Origin of the sequence: Novosphingobium rhizosphaerae (assembly GCF_050920675.1) — a bacterium.
GTDB lineage: Bacteria > Pseudomonadota > Alphaproteobacteria > Sphingomonadales > Sphingomonadaceae > Novosphingobium > Novosphingobium rhizosphaerae.
In genome coordinates, this window is record NZ_CP137861.1 from 2,989,106 (window position 1) to 3,005,925 (window position 16,820).

Below are 16,820 nucleotides of genomic sequence, written 5' to 3' on the forward strand. Positions count from 1 at the left end.
ATCCGGGGTGACGAAGAATGAAGTCAGCGCAAAGGCCGCTTTTCCAGCTTTCGCGCTAGGGTGCGGCGGTGCATGCCCAGGCGTCGCGCGGCTTCGGAAATGTTGAAATCGCATTCGACCAGGGTGGAGTGGATGTATTCCCACTCCACCGTCTTGATCGAGGACTTGCGCGTGTCGAGCGGCACGGTGGGGTCGCCACCCACCCGGCCGAACGCTTCCTCGATATCGTCGGTGTTGGCGGGCTTGGCCAGGTAGTGCGCCGCGCCCAGCTTGATGGCTTCCACCGCCGTGGCGATGGAGGCAAAGCCGGTGAGCACCACGATCCGGGTTTCGGGATCACGTTCGGCCAGCATGTGCACGCAAGTGAGGCCCGAACCGGTGCCGAGCTTCAAGTCCACCACCGCGAACTGGAAATCGTGGTGCTCCAGCAGCGCTTCGAGTTCGTCGGGCGTGGCGGCATGCTCCACGGCATAGCCGCGCCGTTCGAACGAGCGGCGCAGGGTGCGGGCAAAGGCGGGATCGTCTTCCACGATCACCAGCGGCAGGGCTTCGTCCTGCGCGGCCAGGATCAGTTCGCCCGGGGTCAGTTCAGGTGGCGTCGGTTCGGGATCGGTCATCAGGGTTCCCCCGTGCGATAAGCCAGCGAGGCCATCGGGATTTCCAGGCGCACCATGGCGCCGCGCGCGGTGCGGTTCTTCACGTCGACCCGGCCGCCCAGCTTGCGCACGACGTTGACGACCAGGAACAGGCCAAGGCCACCGCCGTCACGGCCCTTGGTGGAATTGTAGGGGCGGCCGATCGATTCCAGCATTTCCGGGGCGAAGCCGGGGCCTAGATCGAGCACGGTCAACACGATATCGCCGCCGGACATTTCCGCGCGGATTTCCACGAAATCGGGCGAGACTTCCAGGGCGTTGTCGATCACGTTGCCGATGATCTGGCGCAGCGCCGGATCGGCCACGATCGGGCGATCGGTCTGCACCATGTTGCGCAGGCGGATCGCACCGTGGCCGCGCGCGTTCCATTCGGCCGCAATGGTTTCGAGGAATTCGCTCAGCGTGGTGATCTGCGGGTTTTCGCCCCGCGCTTCCCCGGCGCTGAGCAGGATGCCTGAAAGGATCGATTTGCAGCGCTTGAGTTCGGAGGCCATGTCCTGCAACTCGTCGCGCAAGTCGGGATCGGCGATGATCGCCGGGTGGCGCTGCCAATCGCCCAGGATGACCGACATCGTCGCCATCGGCGTGCCCAGCTCATGCGCCGCGCCGGAGGCGAGCAGGCCGAGGCGGACGATGTGCTGTTCCTCCGTCGCCTGCTGGCGCAGCGCGGACAGCGCGGTTTCGCTCTGCCGGCGGTTGCGGTCCATGCGGATCACGAAGAACACCAGCAGCGCCGCGACCAGCACGAAGCAGACGAGGTTGCCCAACTGGAACAGCTCGATCGTGCCGTCGAAGGTGCCGGCGGGCAGATCGAGCGGGCGGTGGACGAAGGCGAGGCGAGCAACGATCAGCCCGGCCATGACGGCCACGATCGCGCTCCAGTTGGGCGGCAAAAGGATCGCCGCGATCACGATCTGCATCAGGAACAGGAAGGTGAACGGGTTGGACGTGCCGCCGCTGAAATAGAGTTGCCAGGCCAGCGCCAGCATATCGAGCGTGAGCGCGCCGAGCAGTTCGACATGGCTGTACCCCTCGCGCCCGCGATCGAGCAGCAGGGTAAGGCCATTGATCACCACCATCAGGATCGGCACGGCCACCAGCGGCGCCACGTCGAGCCTGACTCCCAGTACCTGCACGCTGACCCAGATGGCCACCAACTGGCCCGCCGCCGCGATCCAGCGCAATTGCACCAGCAGCGCCATGTTGCGCGCGCTGGCAGCGGGGTAGATCGGGCGGGTGGGTGACTGGGTCTGGGTCGCGTTCATCGCGCCTTGCGCCATACCATGATTGCCGCGCCAAGCGAGAGGGCGCAAAGGGCAAACCAGGTGAGCGCATAGGACAGGTGGTTGTTGGGAAACGCGATCACGGTCAGGCCCGTCACCGGCACCGGGGCGGCGGTGGGCCGTGGCGTTTCGCTTTGCGCATCGAGGAAATAGCGGGTTTCGCTGGCAACACCGCGCCGCGCGGCCATGACCGGCAGATCGCGGGCATACCAGCGTTCGGCTTCGGGCCGGTTGGCGCGAAGGAACGTGCCATGCGGTTCGTTGGGGCGGACGAGGCCGACGATGGCCACCGGCCCGGCCGGCACTGCAGCGCGGGCCGTATCCAGGCGGGTGCCCAGCGGCACGAAGCCACGGTTGATCCACACCGGGGCGGCGCCGCCGGGCGCGGCCAGCGGGACCATCACCCAATAGCCATTGCCCAGGTTGCTGGTGGCCGTGACGAGCACGGTGGCGGCGGGCAGGAAGCGGCCCGACAGGGTGACGCGGTGATAGGCGAGTGGCGCGATATCGCCCGCCGGAATGGCCGTGGGCGCGATGGGCGCGGCGTGCAGCGCGCGGTCCACATCGGCGATCAGTGCTTCTTTCCAGGCGAGGCGCTTGACCTGCCAGATGCCCAGGCCGGCAAAGGCCAGGGCCAGCACCAGCAGAATCGAAACGGGCAGCAAGCGCCGCCTGCTGCCCGTTTGCGGTGTCATGATCAGTCCATCTGCTCGGCGTGCATCGGCATCATGTTGGCGTTCATGTGGTACATCACCCACATCGAGCCGGAGATGACGATCAGCACGACCACGCCGGTGAAGATCAGGGCCAGCATGTTCCAGCCCCCTTCGGCCTTGCCGTTCATGTGCAGGAAGTAGACCATGTGCACGATGATCTGCACCACGGCGAAAGCCGCGATGACCAGGGCCGTGGTGGTCTTGTCGGCAATCGCGCCGCTCATCACCAGCCAGAACGGAATGGCGGTGAGCACCACCGAAAGCACGAAGCCGATGACGTAGTCGCGCAGCGAGCCGTGCGCTTCCTCGCCATGGTGGCCGATGGCATGGGGATTGGCGTCCCCATGCGCGTGGGCATGGGCCAGGTCGTTGTAGTTCTTCGCGCTCATCGCAGCATCCCCATCAGGTAGACGAAGGTGAAGACGCCGATCCACACGACGTCAAGGAAGTGCCAGAACAGCGACAGGCACATCAGGCGGCGCTTGTTGGCCTGGATCAGGCCCTTGCGCGAAACCTGCACCACCAGGGTGAACAGCCAGACCAAGCCGAACGTCACGTGGAGGCCGTGGGTGCCAACCAGCGTGAAGAAGGCCGAAAGGAACGCGCTGCGCTGGGGCGTGGCGCCTTCGTGGATCAGGTTGGCGAATTCATAGAGTTCGATCGACAGGAACGCCGCGCCGAACACGGCGGTGACCAGCAGCCACATCTGCGTCTGGCTGACCGAACCGCGCTGCATCGCCAGCATGGCAAAGCCATAAGTGATCGACGAGAACAGCAGCATCGAGGTGTTGAGCGCCACCAGCGGCAGCTCGAACAACTCGCGCGGGCCGGGCCCGGCGGCATAGTTGCCGCCGAGCACGCCGAACGCGGCGAACAGCATCGCGAAGATGAGGCAGTCGCTCATCAGGTAGATCCAGAAGCCCAGCATGGTGCTGTGGCCTTCGGGATGGTCGTGCTCGTTCAGGTCCCAGAACTTGCCCAGCTTGGCCAGCGAGGCCGAAGCGATGGAATCGGGCAGGGGCGCCGACGAATGGGTGGCATCGCTCATGCGGCGGCTCCCTGGGTCTGGCCAAGGCGTTCCAGCTGGGCCGTGCGCTGCGCCTCGACGGCGGCAACGTCTTCGGCCGGGATGTGGTAATCGCGCTTGTAGTTGAAGGTGTGGATGATCGCGCTGGCGATCAGGCCCACGAACGAAATGCCGGCCAGCCACCAGATGTGCCAGATCAGGCCAAAGCCAAGCACGGTGCTGATGCCCGCCAGGATCACGCCCGCGCCGGTGTTGCTGGGCATGTGGATCGGGCGATAGCCATCGAGCGGGCGGCCGACGCCGGCGCGCTTCATGTCTTCCCAGGCGTCCAGGTCATGGACGATCGGGGTGAACGCGAAGTTGTAGGCCGGCGGGGGCGAGCTGGTGGCCCATTCCAGCGTGCGGCCGTGCCACGGATCGCCGCTTTCGTCCTTGAGCTCTTCCCGCTTCCAGATCGACACGCCGTATTGCAGCACCATCGCGCCGATGCCGGCGGCGATCAGGACGGCGCCGAGCAGGGCCACGACGAAGAACGGCTGGAGGCTGGGATCGTCGAACACGCGGGTCCGGCGGGTCACGCCCATCAGGCCCATGATGTAGAGCGGGGTGAAGGCGATCCAGAAACCGGGCACCCAGCACCAGAAGCTGACCTTGCCCCAGAACTGGTTGAGCTTGAAGCCAAAGGCCTTGGGCCACCAGTAGTTGATTGCCGCGAACACGCCGAACACCACGCCTCCGATGATCACGTTGTGGAAGTGCGCGATCAGGAACAGCGAGTTGTGCAGCACGAAGTCGGCCGGGGGCACGGCGAGGAGAACGCCGGTCATGCCGCCGATGGTGAAGGTGAGCATGAACGCCACCGTCCACATCATCGGCAGGTCGAAGCGGATGCGGCCGCGATACATCGTGAACAGCCAGTTGAACAGCTTGGCCCCGGTCGGGATCGAGATGATCATCGTGGTGATGCCGAAGAAGCTGTTGACGCTGGCGCCCGAGCCCATCGTGAAGAAGTGGTGCAGCCACACCAGGTACGACAGGATGGTGATCACCACCGTGGCGTAGACCATCGAGGTGTAGCCGAACAGGCGCTTGCCCGAGAAGGTGGAGGTGACTTCCGAGAACACGCCGAAGATCGGCAGGATCAGGATGTAGACTTCCGGGTGGCCCCAGATCCAGATCATGTTCACGTACATCATCGGGCTGCCGCCGAAGTCGTTGGTGAAGAAGTTGGTCCCCACGTAACGATCGAGCGAGAGCAGCACGAGCACGGCGGTCAGCACCGGGAAGGAGGCGACGATCAGCACGTTGGTGCACAGCGCGGTCCAGGTGAACACGGGCATGCGCATCAAGGTCATGCCCGGCGCGCGCATCTTGATGATCGTGGCGATCAGGTTGATGCCCGAAAGCGTGGTGCCCACGCCGGCCACCTGCAGCGACCAGATATAATAGTCCACGCCGACCCCGGGGCTGTAGGCACGGCCCGACAGCGGCGGGAAGGCCAGCCAGCCGGTCTGCCCGAATTCACCCAGGAACAGCGAAGCCATGACCAGCACGGCGCCGCCCGTGGTCATCCAGAAGCTGAAGTTGTTGAGGAACGGGAACGACACGTCGCGCGCGCCGATCTGCAGCGGCACGACATAGTTCATCAGGCCGGTGACGAAAGGCATCGCGGCAAAGAAGATCATGATCACGCCGTGGGCGGTGAACACCTGATCGTAGTGATGCGCGTTGAGATAGCCTTCGCTGCCGTTGAACGCGATGGCCTGCTGGAGGCGCATCATGATCGCATCGGCAAAGCCGCGCATGAACATCACCAGGCCCAGGATCATGTACATGATCCCGATCTTCTTGTGATCGACGCTGGTGAACCATTCCTTCCAGAGATAGCCCCAGAGACGGAAATAGGTGAGCGCACCCACCAGCGCGATCCCGCCAAGGACCACGCCGGCGAATGTTGCCGCCACGATCGGTTCGTGGACGAAGGGTAGCTGCTCTAGGGAAATGCGTCCCAGGAGCGGGGACCACTGCGGCGGGGCAGTGGCTGGAAGGGGGACAGCGGTCATCGCGGTATCCATCGATCAGAAGAACAGGACTGGATCAAATCTGGTACGACTTGAGAATTCGGCAATCTGCCTCAAGAGGCAGGCTGCAGCAGCGGACCAGCCAGGCTGACCCGGGGACCGCTTGCCTGGTTGATGCCGGCGCCGCGCAGGCGGTCCAGCGTCTTGGGCGGGGCGGTTTCGGCGCCGGGGGCAGCCATCGGACGGTTGTCGCTGCAATAGGCCTTCACGAAGCGGTCGGTCTGGGCAATCACGCTGCCGGGCAGGACCGGGGTTTCGGTGGCGCGGCCGCTCTTGTCATAGGTGAGCGCCGCAACGTTGAGACGGGCCGCTTCCTTGGGCACGCCGCCCTTGGCATCGAGCATGGCCATCTGGCTGGCGCAGATCTTGCCGGGCTGCACGCACAGGTCGACCACGGCGTTGAACAGGTCGGGCGCGACAGAGGTATAGTGGTGCACGGGCTCGGCAATGCTGGGCTTGTCGAGCTGGAGATAGCTGTCGCGGGTCAGTGCGCCATCGTTCTTGCCGGCCTTCACGCTGGCCACCCACTGGGCGAACTGCTGGTCGGACACGGCGCGCGTGGCAAAGTGCATGTGGGAGAAGCCGGCGCCGCTATAGTGTGCGGAAATGCCCTGGAACGAGCCTTCGCTGTTGAACACGGCGTGCAGCTTGGTTTCCATGCCGGGCATGGTGTAGATCATGCCGGCCAGCGCCGGGACATAGAAGGTGTTCATCACGGTGGACGAAGTCAGGCGGAAGCGCAGCGGGCGACCCGCCGGAACGACCAGTTCGTTGACCGTGGCGATGTTCTGTTCAGGATAGATGAACAGCCACTTCCAGTCCATCGACACCACTTCGACATCGAACGGCTTCTCGTTCGAAACCAGCGGCGTCTGGGAATCGATGCGCGAAATCGCGCGGTAGGGATCGAGCAGATGGGTGCCCACCCAGGTGACGGCGCCCAGCGCGATGATGATCATCAGCGGCGCGGCCCAGATCAGCAGTTCCAGCTGGGTGGAGTGGTTCCAGTCCGGATCGTACTTGGCCTGCGTGTTGCTGGCGCGATAACGCCAGGCAAACAGCACGACCGTGGCCATGACGGGCACCACGATCAGCAGCATGAGCAAAGTGGCCACGATGACCAGGTCGCCCTGCTGGCGAGCGACGTCGCCCGCGGGGTTGAGCACAACCCAGTCGCAGCCGGCAAGCGGCAGGGCCAGGAGCGGGACGATGGCGCAGCGCAACAGGCGCGCCCGATTCAGGAGTTTCGCACGCATGGTGCGCACCTAGAAGCGGTGGCCTGTGCAAACGATAGGACATTTTGTCCAATCCCCTTCGCGGCTGCACAATTCCAATAGCGTATATCACAGGCAGGCTGCACATGCGGCCGGCCATTCGGCGCGTTTGCGAGAAATGCGCGGAAGCCAAGGAGTTTGTGTCAGCCATGACTGCTGCCGTAGTCGATTACAACGCAGAGCTGGGGAGCGATTCCCACGCCGGACACGGCCCGATTTCCCCCGGCGAGATCGCCATCGGCGTGATCATCGGGCGTACGTCGGAGTTCTTCGACTTCTTCGTCTATGCGATCGCATCGGTGATCGTGTTCCCGAAGGTGTTCTTCCCGTACCTCGATCCGCTCAACGCCACGCTGGCTTCGTTTGCGGTGTTCCCGCTGGCGTTCATCGCCCGCCCGGTCGGCTCGTTGTTCTTCATGTGGCTCGACCGCGCCTATGGCCGCGGCTTCAAGCTGACGGTGGCGCTGTTCGGCCTGGGTGGCTCGACCGCGGCGATCGCATTCCTGCCCGGCTATGCCGACCTGGGCCGCAACGCCGTGCTGCTGCTGGCGCTGTTCCGCCTTGGCCAGGGTTTTGCCCTGGGTGGCACATGGGATGGCCTGGCCTCGCTGCTCGCGCTCAATGCCCCCGAAGGCCAGCGCGGCTGGTATGCCATGATCCCCCAGCTTGGCGCGCCGCTTGGCCTGATCGTGGCCAGCCTGCTGTTTGCGTTCTTCACCTCGTCGCTGCCGGCCGAAGACTTCCTGTCGTGGGGTTGGCGTTTCCCGTTCTTCGTGGCTTTCGCGATCAACGTGGTGGCCTTGTTCTCGCGCCTGCGCATCGTGGTGACGCCCGAATTCCAGCGCCTGTTCGAATCGCGTGACCTGGTGGCCGAAAGCCCGCTCGTCACCATCCGCGAACAGTGGAAGACCATCCTGATCGGCGCCTTCGCCCCGCTCGCCAGCTTTGCGCTGTTCCACATGGTCACCGTGTTCCCGCTGTCGTGGGTGTTCATCTTCACCAGCGAAGAACCCACCCGCTTCCTCACCATCGAAGCCGGCGCTGCGGCCTTGGGCGTTGCTGCCATCGTGATTTCGGGCCTGGTGGCCGATCGCGTGGGCCGCCGCACCCTGCTGGGCTTCTCGGCCGCCGCGATCGCCGCGTTCTCGGGCTTTGCCCCGCAGTTGCTCGGCATCGGCGTGGCGGGCGAGATTTCGTTCATGCTCACCGGCTTCCTGCTGCTCGGCGTTTCGTTCGGCCAGTCTTCGGGCGCCGTGGCCGATGCGTTCGAAACCCGCCACCGCTACACCGGCTCGGCCCTGACTGGCGACTTGGCCTGGCTGCTGGGCGCGGGCTTTGCGCCTTATGCGGCGCTGTGGCTCTCGGCCAACTATGGCCTGCTTGCTTCGGGTGCCTACCTGCTTTCGGGCGCGGCCGGCACGATCTTCGCGCTGTGGGCGAACCGGACGGCGGCCACCCGCTAAATCGCGGTCGCAAGACACACAAAAAGGGCGGTTCGGACAGGCTCCGAACCGCCCTTTTTTGTCTCTATCTCCCCCTCCTCTTCAGAGGAGGGGGGCGGGGGGTGGTGGAAGCCTTGCGCTACCCATCGCACCACCCCCAAACCCCCTCCTCTGAAGAGGAGGGGGCTTTGTTCGCAGGTCAGGATTGTGCGGCTTGCACGGTATTGGCCAGCAGGCAGGCGATGGTCATCGGGCCAACGCCGCCGGGCACCGGGGTGACGGCGCGGGCGTGGTCCATTTCGTGCGCGGCGCAGTCGCCCACCAGGCGGGTGGTGCCATCGGGCTGGTTCACGCGGGTGATGCCCACGTCGATCACCACGGCACCGGGCTTGACCCAATCGCCCTTGACCAGTTCGGGCGCGCCGGCGGCGGCCACCACGATATCGGCCTTGCGCACGATGTCGGGCAGGCCCTGCGTGGCGATGTGGGTGACGGTAACCGTGCATTCGCGTTCCAGCAGCAGCATGGCCACCGGCTTGCCCACGATGTTGGACTTGCCGATCACCACGGCATCGAGCCCGCGATAGTTGTCGATCACGGTATCGAGCAGCATCATGCAGCCCAGCGGGGTGCAGGGCACCAGGCCGCCGGTGCCGGTGGAGAGGCGGCCGACGTTGACCGGATGGAACCCGTCTACGTCCTTGGCCGGGTCGATCGCATCGAGCACCTTGCCGGCATCGATCTGCGCCGGCAGCGGCAATTGCACCAGGATGCCGTGCACCGTGGCATCGGCATTGAGCGCGGCGATCAGGGCGAGCAGATCGTCCTGCGCGGTATCGGCTGCCAGGCGATGCTCGATCGAATGGATTCCCACTTTGGCGCATTGGCTGATCTTGCGGCCGACATAGACCTCGCTCGCCGGATCGTTGCCCACCAGGACGACGGCCAGGCCAGGCGTGGGCAAGCCATCGGCGACCATCTGCGCCACGGCCTGGGCGGTGGTGTTCGAAAGCGCGCGGGCGATTGCCTTCCCGTCGATAAGCGTAGCCATGTTCTCTCCCCTGGCAGTTGCGGTTTGCGGCTCTTGTCGGCCCAGCCCATAGCGCAAATATTGTATGTGTTGCATACAATATTTGCGTGAACGCATGGCGCGCGGACAAAAAAAGGGCCGGTCGGAAATCCGATCGGCCCGGGAAGTTTTGGGAGAGGATGCCTGAAAGGCCTTATCCGAATGACCCATTCAGAGCCGGCAAGCAAATGCGTTTCGCGCAAGGAAACATGCATTTTTTGCAATCAAAGCCCCGGAAACGTTGGATTGACAGCGGCCGCCAACATTTGCAGATAAAAATGCAAACGATTTTATGGGTTTGTGCAGCAGCATGGTGTTAGCGCTATCTCGGGTCGGCGATAATACCAATCGCAAATGCATTGGTATGCACCTTGTTCAACGCGCATCGTTGCCGCCACCGGCGTGGGCGGCAACCCCGGTTTTTGCGCGAATCACCCGGCGAGCAGGTCTGCCGCCAGCGCCTCGGCCACGCGAATCCCGTCCACTGCCGCCGAAAGAATGCCGCCGGCATAGCCAGCGCCTTCGCCGGCGGGATAGAGCCCGCGGGTGTTGAGGCTTTGCAGGTCCTTGCCGCGCGTGATCCGCACGGGAGAGGAGGTGCGCGTTTCAACCCCGGTCATCACCACGTCGGGGTGATCATAGCCAACCATCTGCCGGCCGAACACGGGCAGCGCCTCGCGCAGCGCATCGGTGACGAAATCGGGCAGGCATTCTTCCAGCGCCGTGAGGTGCACGCCGGGCTGGTAGGAGGGCACGATGCTGCCGAATTCGCTGCTGGGGCGGCGGGCCAGGAAATCGCCCACTTTCTGCCCCGGCGCCTGGTAGTTCGATCCGCCGGCCACGAAGGCGCGCTCTTCCCAATGGCGTTGCAGGGCAATGCCCGCCAGCGGATGGCCGGGAAAATCGCGTTCGGGCGTGATATCCACGACCAGGCCCGAATTGGCGTTGAATTCTGCGCGGGAATACTGGCTCATCCCGTTGGTCACCACGCGGCCTTCCTCGCTGGCTGCGGCGACCACGCGCCCGCCCGGACACATGCAGAAGCTGTAGACCGCGCGGCCATTGCTGGCCTGGTGCGCCAGGGCATAGGCCGCCGGGCCGAGCACGGGGTGCTTGGCGCAGGCGCCATAGCGGGCCTGGTCGATCAGGCTTTGCGGATGCTCGATCCGCACGCCGATGGCAAAGGGCTTGGCCTCGATATGCACGCCGCGATTGTACAGCACCTCGAAAGTGTCGCGCGCGGAATGGCCCACGGCCATGATCACGCGGCGCGCGGGCAGGAATTCCCCGTTGGACAAGTGCAAGCCGGCCAGGCGCCGCTCGCCAGCGGCGTCGGTCTCGACGGCGAAATCGTCGACGCGGGTGCCGAAGCGGTATTCCCCGCCCAGCTTCTCGATCGTTTCGCGCATCGACATGACCATGGTGACCAGGCGGAAGGTGCCGATATGGGGGTGCGCCTCGGTGAGAATGTCGTCAGGCGCGCCGGCCTTGACGAATTCCACCAGAACCTTGCGGCCCAAGTGGCGGGGGTCCTTGATCCGGCTGTAGAGCTTGCCATCGGAAAAGGTGCCGGCGCCGCCTTCGCCGAACTGCACGTTGGATTCCGGCGTCAGCACCGACTTGCGCCACAGCGCCCAGGTGTCCTTGGTACGCTCGCGCACGGCCTTGCCGCGCTCCACGATGATGGGTTTCAGGCCCATCTGCGCCAGGATCAATCCGGCGAGCAGGCCGCACGGGCCCGCGCCGATCACCACGGGGCGCTCGCCTTCGCCGGGCTGCCAGCCTGCGGGCGCCTTGACCGGAAAACGATAGGCGGTGTCGGGCGTGGGGCGCACGTGGCTGTCGCCGGCAAGGCGCGCCAGCACGTCGGCTTCATCCGCGTCACTCAGCGTCACGTCCACGGCATAGACCAGCTGGATCGCGTTCTTGCGCCGCGCGTCGTTGCCACGCTTGGCCACGGCAAAGCGCACGACCGCGCTTTCCGCCACGCCCAGGCGCGCGGCGATGGCGGGCAGCATGGCGGCGGGATCGTGATCGAGCGGCAGCTTGAGTTCGGTAAGACGCAACATGGGGTGCGCCTCTAGCCCTTGCGCGGCGCGAGGGAAAGCCGGATGAAGGGACCATGCGTTTCCCCCGTCCCGCCATTGCCGCGCTTGTCGCCATGTCCCTGGCATCACCGGCCCTGGCCGATGCGCCGCTGCCCACTAAGGCCGAGCGTGCGGTGCACGAGCGCGCGCTGACGCTTGACACCCATCTCGACACGCCGGCCTCGCTCGTGCTGCCGGGCTGGTCGATCACCCAGCGCCACAGCGTGGCGGCCGACCGCACGCAGGTGGACGTGCCGCGCATGGTGGCTGGCGGCCTCGATGGCGGGTTCTGGGCGATCTATACGCCGCAAGGGCCACTCGATCCGGCCAGCACGCGCGCGGCGCGGGATTATGCGTTTCGCCGCGCGGTGGCGATCCATGACATGGTGGCAGCGCATCCCGATGCCTTTGCGCTGGCAGACAAGGCCGCCGATGCCGCGCCCATTGCCGTCAGCGGGCGCCGCGTGGTCTATCTTTCCATCGAGAATGCCTGGCCGCTGGGCGATGACCCCACCTTGCTCCAGTCCTTTTATGCGTTGGGCGTGCGGATTTCGGGCTTTGCCCATTTCAAGACCAACCAGTTTGCCGACAGCAGCACCGATGCGGCCAAGTGGGATGGCTTGAGCCCCGCGGGCGTGCAGCTTCTGGCGGAAATGAACCGGCTGGGCGTGGTGCCCGATCTCTCGCACAGTTCCGATGCCGCGCTCGACGATGCGCTGCGCCTGTCGAAAGCGCCGATCATCCTCAGCCATTCGGGCTGCAAGGCGGTCTATGACCATCCGCGCAATATCGATGACGCGCACTTGCGCGCGCTGGCGGCGCAGGGCGGGGTCATCCAGATCAATTCGGTCTATGTGAAGAAGCTGGAGCAAAGCCCGCAGCGCAAGGCCGCGCTCGACGCGCTGGAGCAACGCTTTCCCGAAGACCGCGTGCTGACCGTGGCCGAGCGCGCCGATTACCTCGCTGCGCGCCAAAAGATCGACCGCGAATGGCCCGAACAGCGCGCCGGGTTCGACGATGTGATGGCCAAGCTGCTCCACGCGTTGAAAGTGGCCGGGGTGGACCACGTCGGCATCGGTCTGGATTGGGATGGCGGCGGCGGGGTGTCTGGCCTTGAGGACGTGGCCGACCTTCCGCGCCTGACCACCGCGCTGCTGCGCGCCGGCTATAGCGAGGCGGACGTGGCGAAGATCTGGTCGGGCAATGTGCTGCGGGTTTTGGCCGCGGCAGAGGCTGAGGCAGCGAAGGAGCAGGGCGCACCACACCCGCTCTAATTTTTGCAACCATCCGTTCCGATCATTGCGTTGGATCGATAGGGGGGTGGTCGCTATCATCGCCCCATCATGGTCGATCAGCCCCAGCTATCCCTTCCCATCTTGCCGCCAGAGGCCTTGGCACTGCCCGCCACAGAGGTTGAGGCCCAGGCCGCTGCCCAGCGCGATGGCTGGCAGATTCCGCCGGCGTGCGTGCCGGGCGTTATGGGCAACCTGGCGTTGCTGGCGCGCCATGCCGCGATCTTTGCCGGAAACGCCGCGTGATGTCCGCGCTCGAACAGGCTGCTGCTGTCCGCACTGGCAAGGCAAGCGCGGTGGACCTGGCGCAGGCCGCGCTCGCGCGTCTCGCGGCAGACCCGCATGTCGCGGTCACGCGCCTGCTGCCTGCACGCGCGCTGGATGAAGCCGCGCGGGTGGATGCCCTGGTGGCGCAAGGGCGCGATCCTGGGCCGCTCGCCGGAGTGCCCTATGGCGTGAAAGACCTGTTCGACGTGGCGGGCGAAGTGACCACGGCCGGTTCTGCCGTGCGCGCCGATGCCGCGCCGGCTGCCACCGATGCAGAAGCGGTGCGGCGCTTGGCTGCGGCGGGCGCGGTGCTGGTGGCGACGCTTAACATGGACGAATTCGCCTATGGCTTTGCCACGATCAACGCGCGCCATGGCACCACGCGCAATCCGCACGATCCCGCGCGGCTAGCCGGTGGCTCTTCGGGTGGATCGGCGGCGGTGGTGGCGGCGGGCGCGCTGGCCTTTGCCCTGGGGTCCGACACCAATGGTTCGATCCGCGTGCCGGCCAGCCTGTGCGGGCTCTATGGCCTGAAACCCACGCACGCCGACCTGCCGCTCGACGGCACCTTTCCCTTCGCCCACAGCTTTGACGATATTGGCCCCTTCAGCGGCAATCTGGCCGATCTGCGCGCGATCTGGGCGGTGCTTTCCGGGCGCGTGGATGTGGCGCCCACGGCGCTGCACCTGGGTGCACTGGGCGGCCGGTTTGCCGAAAACATCGATCCGGCCCAGGCCAGCGCCATTGCCGCGATCGTGGGCGAGGGGCCGTGGCTGACGCTGCCCGATCTGGCGCGCTATCGTTCGGCGGCGTTCCTGATCACCGCCTATGAGGGCGGCAACCTGCACCGCGCCGACCTGGCGCGCGCCGCGATGGCGTATGACCCGGCGGTGCGCGACCGGCTGATCGCCGGAAGCCTGCTGCCCCGCGCGCTCTATGATGCCGCGCAAGAATTGCGGGCCGCGGCGCGTGACCATGTTGATGCGCTGATGGAAGCGGCAGGCGTTGATGTGCTGCTGGCGCCGGCCACGCCCTGCACGGCGCCGGCGATTGCCGATCCGCGTATCCTGATCGACGGCGCCATGGTGCCCGCGCGCGCGGACCTGGGCATTCACACCCAGCCGATCACGTTCCTGGGCCTGCCCTCGCTTTGCGTGCCGCTGCGGCGGCCGGGACAACTGCCGCTGGGCTTGCAACTGATCGGGCGCCGTTTTGGCGAAACGGCTCTTTTCGCGTGCGCACAAATGCTGGAAGAACGGGGCGTGGTCGGTGCAACTGCGCCGGGGGCAATCGCGCCGCAAGACATCGCGCCACAAGAAATTTCAGGGGAATTGCAATGACAGAGGGCGTGGCGCAGCGGATCGGCGCCTATTTCGATTTCGCGGGGCGCGGCACCAGCATGCACACCGAAGTGGTGGCGGGCGCAACTACGTTCCTGACCATGGCCTATATCGTGCTGGTCAACCCTTCCATCCTCGGCCAGGCGGGCATGCCGGTGGCGGCGGTGGCGGCGGCCACGTGCTTTGCCGCCGCCTTCGCCTCGATCCTGATGGGCGTGGCGGCCAACACGCCGCTGGCGCTCGCACCAGGCATGGGTCTCAACGCCTATTTCGCGTTTACCGTGGTGGGGCAGATGCACGTGCCATGGCAGGTGGGCCTGGGCTGTGTGATGATTTCGGGGCTGGTGTTCCTGATCCTGACGCTGACGGGCGTGCGGCAGCTGATCGTCTCGGTCATTCCCAATTACCTGTTCGCGGCGGTCGCCGGGGGCATCGGCCTGTTCATCGGTTTCATCGGGTTGAAGGATGCGGGCATCGTGGTGGGCAACCCGGCCACGCTGGTGGCGCTGGGTGACCTCAAGAGCGCGGGACCGGCGCTGGCGCTGCTTGGCCTGCTGATCATCGGCGTGCTGTCGGTGTGGAACGTGCGCGGGGCCATGCTGCTGGGCATTGTCGCCACCACGCTGGTCGGCTGGTTTTCCGGCATGGTCCACGTCGCGCCGCAGCCCTACTCGCTCGATGCGCTCACTGCCACGGCGTTCCAGCTCGATCTGCCCGGCGTGCTCAAGCTTTCGGGCGGGGTGATCGAGATCGTCTTCGTGTTCCTGTTCGTCGATCTGTTCGACAATATCGGCACGCTGGTGGCCGTGACCAAGCGCGCCGGGCTGATGGACAAGGCGGGCCGCATTCCCGGCCTTAACCGCATCCTGATCACCGATGCCGTGGCGACGATGGTGGGCGCCCTGGCCGGCACCAGCACGGTCACGTCCTATGTGGAAAGCGCGGCCGGCGTGCAGGCGGGTGGGCGCACGGGCCTGACCGCGATCGTCACGGGCCTGTTGTTCTTCGCCACCATGTTCGTGGCGCCCTATGCACAGCTCGTTCCGCTGGCGGCGACGGCCCCGGCGCTGATCATCGTGGGCGGGCTGATGCTGCTGCCGCTGACCGAAGTGGAGTGGGAAGACCCGATGGCGGCGATCCCGGCGTTCCTGACCGTGGCGATGATCCCGCTGACCTTTTCCATCGCCAATGGCCTGGCGCTGGGCATCACTGCCCACGCCGTGCTCACCCTGCTGCGTGGCCGCGCGCGCAAGAGCGACTGGTTCCTGTTCGTGCTGGCGGCGCTGTTCGTGGCCCGGTTCGTGTGGATGGGGGCGGCATGATGCGCAAGTTCAAGACAATCCTTGCGGCAGCGGCAGCGCTGGTGGCCATTCCGCAGGCTGCGCAGGCCGCTGCCGTGACGCTCGATCCCACGCCGCGCACCTTGGTGCTAACCGCCTATGCCCCCGAATGGGAGGCCATGGCCGCCGTCATCACCCATGGCCGTCGCGTGAAAGTCAATGACCGTGAAATCGTGCTGGGTACGCTGGCCGGGCGGCCGGTGATCCTGATGTCGAGCGGCGTTTCCATGGTCAACGCGGCGATGAACACGCAGCTGGCCATCGACCATTTCAAGGTCAAGCGGATCGTCTTTTCCGGCGTGGCCGGCGGGGTGGATCCGGCGCTCAATATCGGGGACGTTTCGGTGCCCGAGCAGTGGGGCCAATACCTGGAAGTGATGTTTGCCCGCCAGACGGAAAGGCCGGATGGCACGAAGGGTTGGCAAACCCCATCGCCAAGCCCTGCCGGCGCGCCGGAAAACTGGCAGTTCATCTTCCCCAACGGCACCCGCGTGGGCAACGCGGTGGAACCGGCGAAGAACCATATCCTGCTGCCGGTCGATCCGGCGCTGGTTGCCCTGGCGCGCAAGGTGACGGCGGGCCTGACACTCAAGCGCTGCGTGGCCCCTTCGGCCGGGATGAGCGCGGAGGCCAAGCTCTGCCTGCCGCACGATCCCAAAGTGGAAGTGGGCGGCACCGGGGTTTCCGCCGGCGTCTATGCCGACAATGCCCAGTTCCGCGAATATCTGTTCCGCGCCTGGCACGCCCGCCTGCTCGACATGGAAAGCGGCGCGGTGATCCAGGTGGCCTATGCCAACCGCGTGCCGGCCATCGTGTTCCGCTCGCTGTCGGACCTTGCCGGTGGGGATGCCGATCGCAACATGGAATATGTGTTCGATCACGTCGCTTCGGTCAATTCGGCCACCGTGGTGCGCGCGTTCATCGCCGCGCTGCCGGATTGAGCGCG

Annotated in this window: 15 protein-coding genes; 6 read left to right on the forward strand and 9 right to left on the reverse strand. The window is 65.7% G+C overall.

All coding sequences use genetic code 11. The features are described 5' to 3' along the window. Positions 1-23: 23 nt before the first annotated feature. The 7 genes from R9J51_RS13665 to cyoA form a co-directional block, all read right to left on the reverse strand. The gene (locus R9J51_RS13665) at positions 24-617 is read right to left on the reverse strand and encodes a response regulator transcription factor (protein ID WP_169474465.1); all 594 of its coding nucleotides are present in this window, start codon (positions 615-617) and stop codon (positions 24-26) included. Continuing rightward, positions 617-1,921 (reverse strand): ATP-binding protein, encoded by a 1,305-nt coding sequence (locus R9J51_RS13670; protein WP_246865910.1) that lies wholly within the window; start codon positions 1,919-1,921, stop codon positions 617-619. Before R9J51_RS13670 ends, R9J51_RS13665 begins: the two co-directional genes overlap by 1 nt. Next, positions 1,918-2,634 (reverse strand): SURF1 family protein, encoded by a 717-nt coding sequence (locus R9J51_RS13675; RefSeq protein WP_179504752.1) that lies wholly within the window; start codon positions 2,632-2,634, stop codon positions 1,918-1,920. The genes R9J51_RS13670 and R9J51_RS13675 overlap by 4 nt, the downstream gene beginning before the upstream one ends. Positions 2,635-2,636: 2 nt before the next feature. Then, positions 2,637-3,044 carry a cytochrome o ubiquinol oxidase subunit IV gene (gene cyoD, locus R9J51_RS13680; protein ID WP_168554949.1) on the reverse strand — a complete coding sequence of 136 codons (408 nt, stop codon included), beginning with the start codon at positions 3,042-3,044 and terminating at the stop codon, positions 2,637-2,639. Beyond that, a complete protein-coding gene (cyoC, locus tag R9J51_RS13685; protein ID WP_169474467.1) occupies positions 3,041-3,703 on the reverse strand; it encodes a cytochrome o ubiquinol oxidase subunit III in 663 nt (220 codons plus the stop codon). Before cyoC ends, cyoD begins: the two co-directional genes overlap by 4 nt. Continuing rightward, positions 3,700-5,745 carry a cytochrome o ubiquinol oxidase subunit I gene (cyoB, locus tag R9J51_RS13690; RefSeq protein ID WP_179504753.1) on the reverse strand — a complete coding sequence of 682 codons (2,046 nt, stop codon included), beginning with the start codon at positions 5,743-5,745 and terminating at the stop codon, positions 3,700-3,702. The genes cyoC and cyoB overlap by 4 nt, the downstream gene beginning before the upstream one ends. Positions 5,746-5,816: 71 nt before the next feature. Then, on the reverse strand, positions 5,817-7,019 hold the full coding sequence (gene cyoA / locus R9J51_RS13695) for a ubiquinol oxidase subunit II (RefSeq protein WP_179504754.1): 1,203 nt from the start codon (positions 7,017-7,019) through the stop codon (positions 5,817-5,819). Between the two features lie 167 nt (positions 7,020-7,186). Here cyoA and R9J51_RS13700 point away from each other — a divergent pair, with 167 nt between their 5' ends. Continuing rightward, entirely contained in the window at positions 7,187-8,500 is a 1,314-nt protein-coding gene (locus tag R9J51_RS13700; RefSeq protein ID WP_168554953.1) for an MFS transporter, read from the forward strand. A gap of 178 nt (positions 8,501-8,678) precedes the next feature. On the opposite strand, the gene R9J51_RS13705 is transcribed toward R9J51_RS13700, so the two are convergent. Both R9J51_RS13705 and R9J51_RS13710 read right to left on the reverse strand, forming a co-directional pair. Continuing rightward, the gene (locus tag R9J51_RS13705; protein WP_168554954.1) at positions 8,679-9,530 is read right to left on the reverse strand and encodes a bifunctional 5,10-methylenetetrahydrofolate dehydrogenase/5,10-methenyltetrahydrofolate cyclohydrolase; all 852 of its coding nucleotides are present in this window, start codon (positions 9,528-9,530) and stop codon (positions 8,679-8,681) included. Between the two features lie 449 nt (positions 9,531-9,979). Continuing rightward, positions 9,980-11,617 (reverse strand): FAD-dependent protein, encoded by a 1,638-nt coding sequence (locus R9J51_RS13710; protein ID WP_179504755.1) that lies wholly within the window; start codon positions 11,615-11,617, stop codon positions 9,980-9,982. Positions 11,618-11,670: 53 nt separating this feature from the next. Between R9J51_RS13710 and R9J51_RS13715 the strand changes: the two genes are divergently transcribed. From R9J51_RS13715 to R9J51_RS13735, 5 genes are all read left to right on the forward strand, one after another. Beyond that, positions 11,671-12,909, forward strand: a complete 1,239-nt coding sequence (locus R9J51_RS13715) for a dipeptidase (RefSeq protein WP_432787472.1) — start codon at positions 11,671-11,673, stop codon at positions 12,907-12,909. A 69-nt stretch (positions 12,910-12,978) separates the two neighbouring features. Then, positions 12,979-13,173 (forward strand): hypothetical protein, encoded by a 195-nt coding sequence (locus tag R9J51_RS13720; RefSeq protein ID WP_169474470.1) that lies wholly within the window; start codon positions 12,979-12,981, stop codon positions 13,171-13,173. Then, positions 13,170-14,534, forward strand: a complete 1,365-nt coding sequence (locus R9J51_RS13725) for an AtzE family amidohydrolase (RefSeq protein WP_179504756.1) — start codon at positions 13,170-13,172, stop codon at positions 14,532-14,534. The genes R9J51_RS13720 and R9J51_RS13725 overlap by 4 nt, the downstream gene beginning before the upstream one ends. Then, positions 14,531-15,856 carry an NCS2 family permease gene (locus R9J51_RS13730; protein WP_179504757.1) on the forward strand — a complete coding sequence of 442 codons (1,326 nt, stop codon included), beginning with the start codon at positions 14,531-14,533 and terminating at the stop codon, positions 15,854-15,856. Before R9J51_RS13725 ends, R9J51_RS13730 begins: the two co-directional genes overlap by 4 nt. Further along, a complete protein-coding gene (locus R9J51_RS13735; RefSeq protein ID WP_218843476.1) occupies positions 15,853-16,815 on the forward strand; it encodes a 5'-methylthioadenosine/S-adenosylhomocysteine nucleosidase in 963 nt (320 codons plus the stop codon). Before R9J51_RS13730 ends, R9J51_RS13735 begins: the two co-directional genes overlap by 4 nt. The last annotated feature ends 5 nt before the right edge of the window (positions 16,816-16,820 follow it).

Excerpts from the sequence above, each read along its gene's own strand:
- R9J51_RS13735 (WP_218843476.1), top strand. The coding sequence starts at position 15,853 with ATGATGCGCAAGTTCAAGACAATCCTTGCGGCAGCGGCAGCGCTGGTG.
- cyoB (WP_179504753.1), bottom strand. The coding sequence starts at position 5,745 with ATGACCGCTGTCCCCCTTCCAGCCACTGCCCCGCCGCAGTGGTCCCCG.
- R9J51_RS13665 (WP_169474465.1), bottom strand. The coding sequence starts at position 617 with ATGACCGATCCCGAACCGACGCCACCTGAACTGACCCCGGGCGAACTG.
- R9J51_RS13675 (WP_179504752.1), bottom strand. The coding sequence starts at position 2,634 with ATGACACCGCAAACGGGCAGCAGGCGGCGCTTGCTGCCCGTTTCGATT.
- R9J51_RS13710 (WP_179504755.1), bottom strand. The coding sequence starts at position 11,617 with ATGTTGCGTCTTACCGAACTCAAGCTGCCGCTCGATCACGATCCCGCC.
- R9J51_RS13720 (WP_169474470.1), top strand. The coding sequence starts at position 12,979 with ATGGTCGATCAGCCCCAGCTATCCCTTCCCATCTTGCCGCCAGAGGCC.
- R9J51_RS13715 (WP_432787472.1), top strand. The coding sequence starts at position 11,671 with ATGCGTTTCCCCCGTCCCGCCATTGCCGCGCTTGTCGCCATGTCCCTG.
- cyoA (WP_179504754.1), bottom strand. The coding sequence starts at position 7,019 with ATGCGTGCGAAACTCCTGAATCGGGCGCGCCTGTTGCGCTGCGCCATC.
- cyoD (WP_168554949.1), bottom strand. The coding sequence starts at position 3,044 with ATGAGCGCGAAGAACTACAACGACCTGGCCCATGCCCACGCGCATGGG.
- R9J51_RS13730 (WP_179504757.1), top strand. The coding sequence starts at position 14,531 with ATGACAGAGGGCGTGGCGCAGCGGATCGGCGCCTATTTCGATTTCGCG.
- R9J51_RS13700 (WP_168554953.1), top strand. The coding sequence starts at position 7,187 with ATGACTGCTGCCGTAGTCGATTACAACGCAGAGCTGGGGAGCGATTCC.
- cyoC (WP_169474467.1), bottom strand. The coding sequence starts at position 3,703 with ATGAGCGATGCCACCCATTCGTCGGCGCCCCTGCCCGATTCCATCGCT.
- R9J51_RS13670 (WP_246865910.1), bottom strand. The coding sequence starts at position 1,921 with ATGAACGCGACCCAGACCCAGTCACCCACCCGCCCGATCTACCCCGCT.
- R9J51_RS13705 (WP_168554954.1), bottom strand. The coding sequence starts at position 9,530 with ATGGCTACGCTTATCGACGGGAAGGCAATCGCCCGCGCGCTTTCGAAC.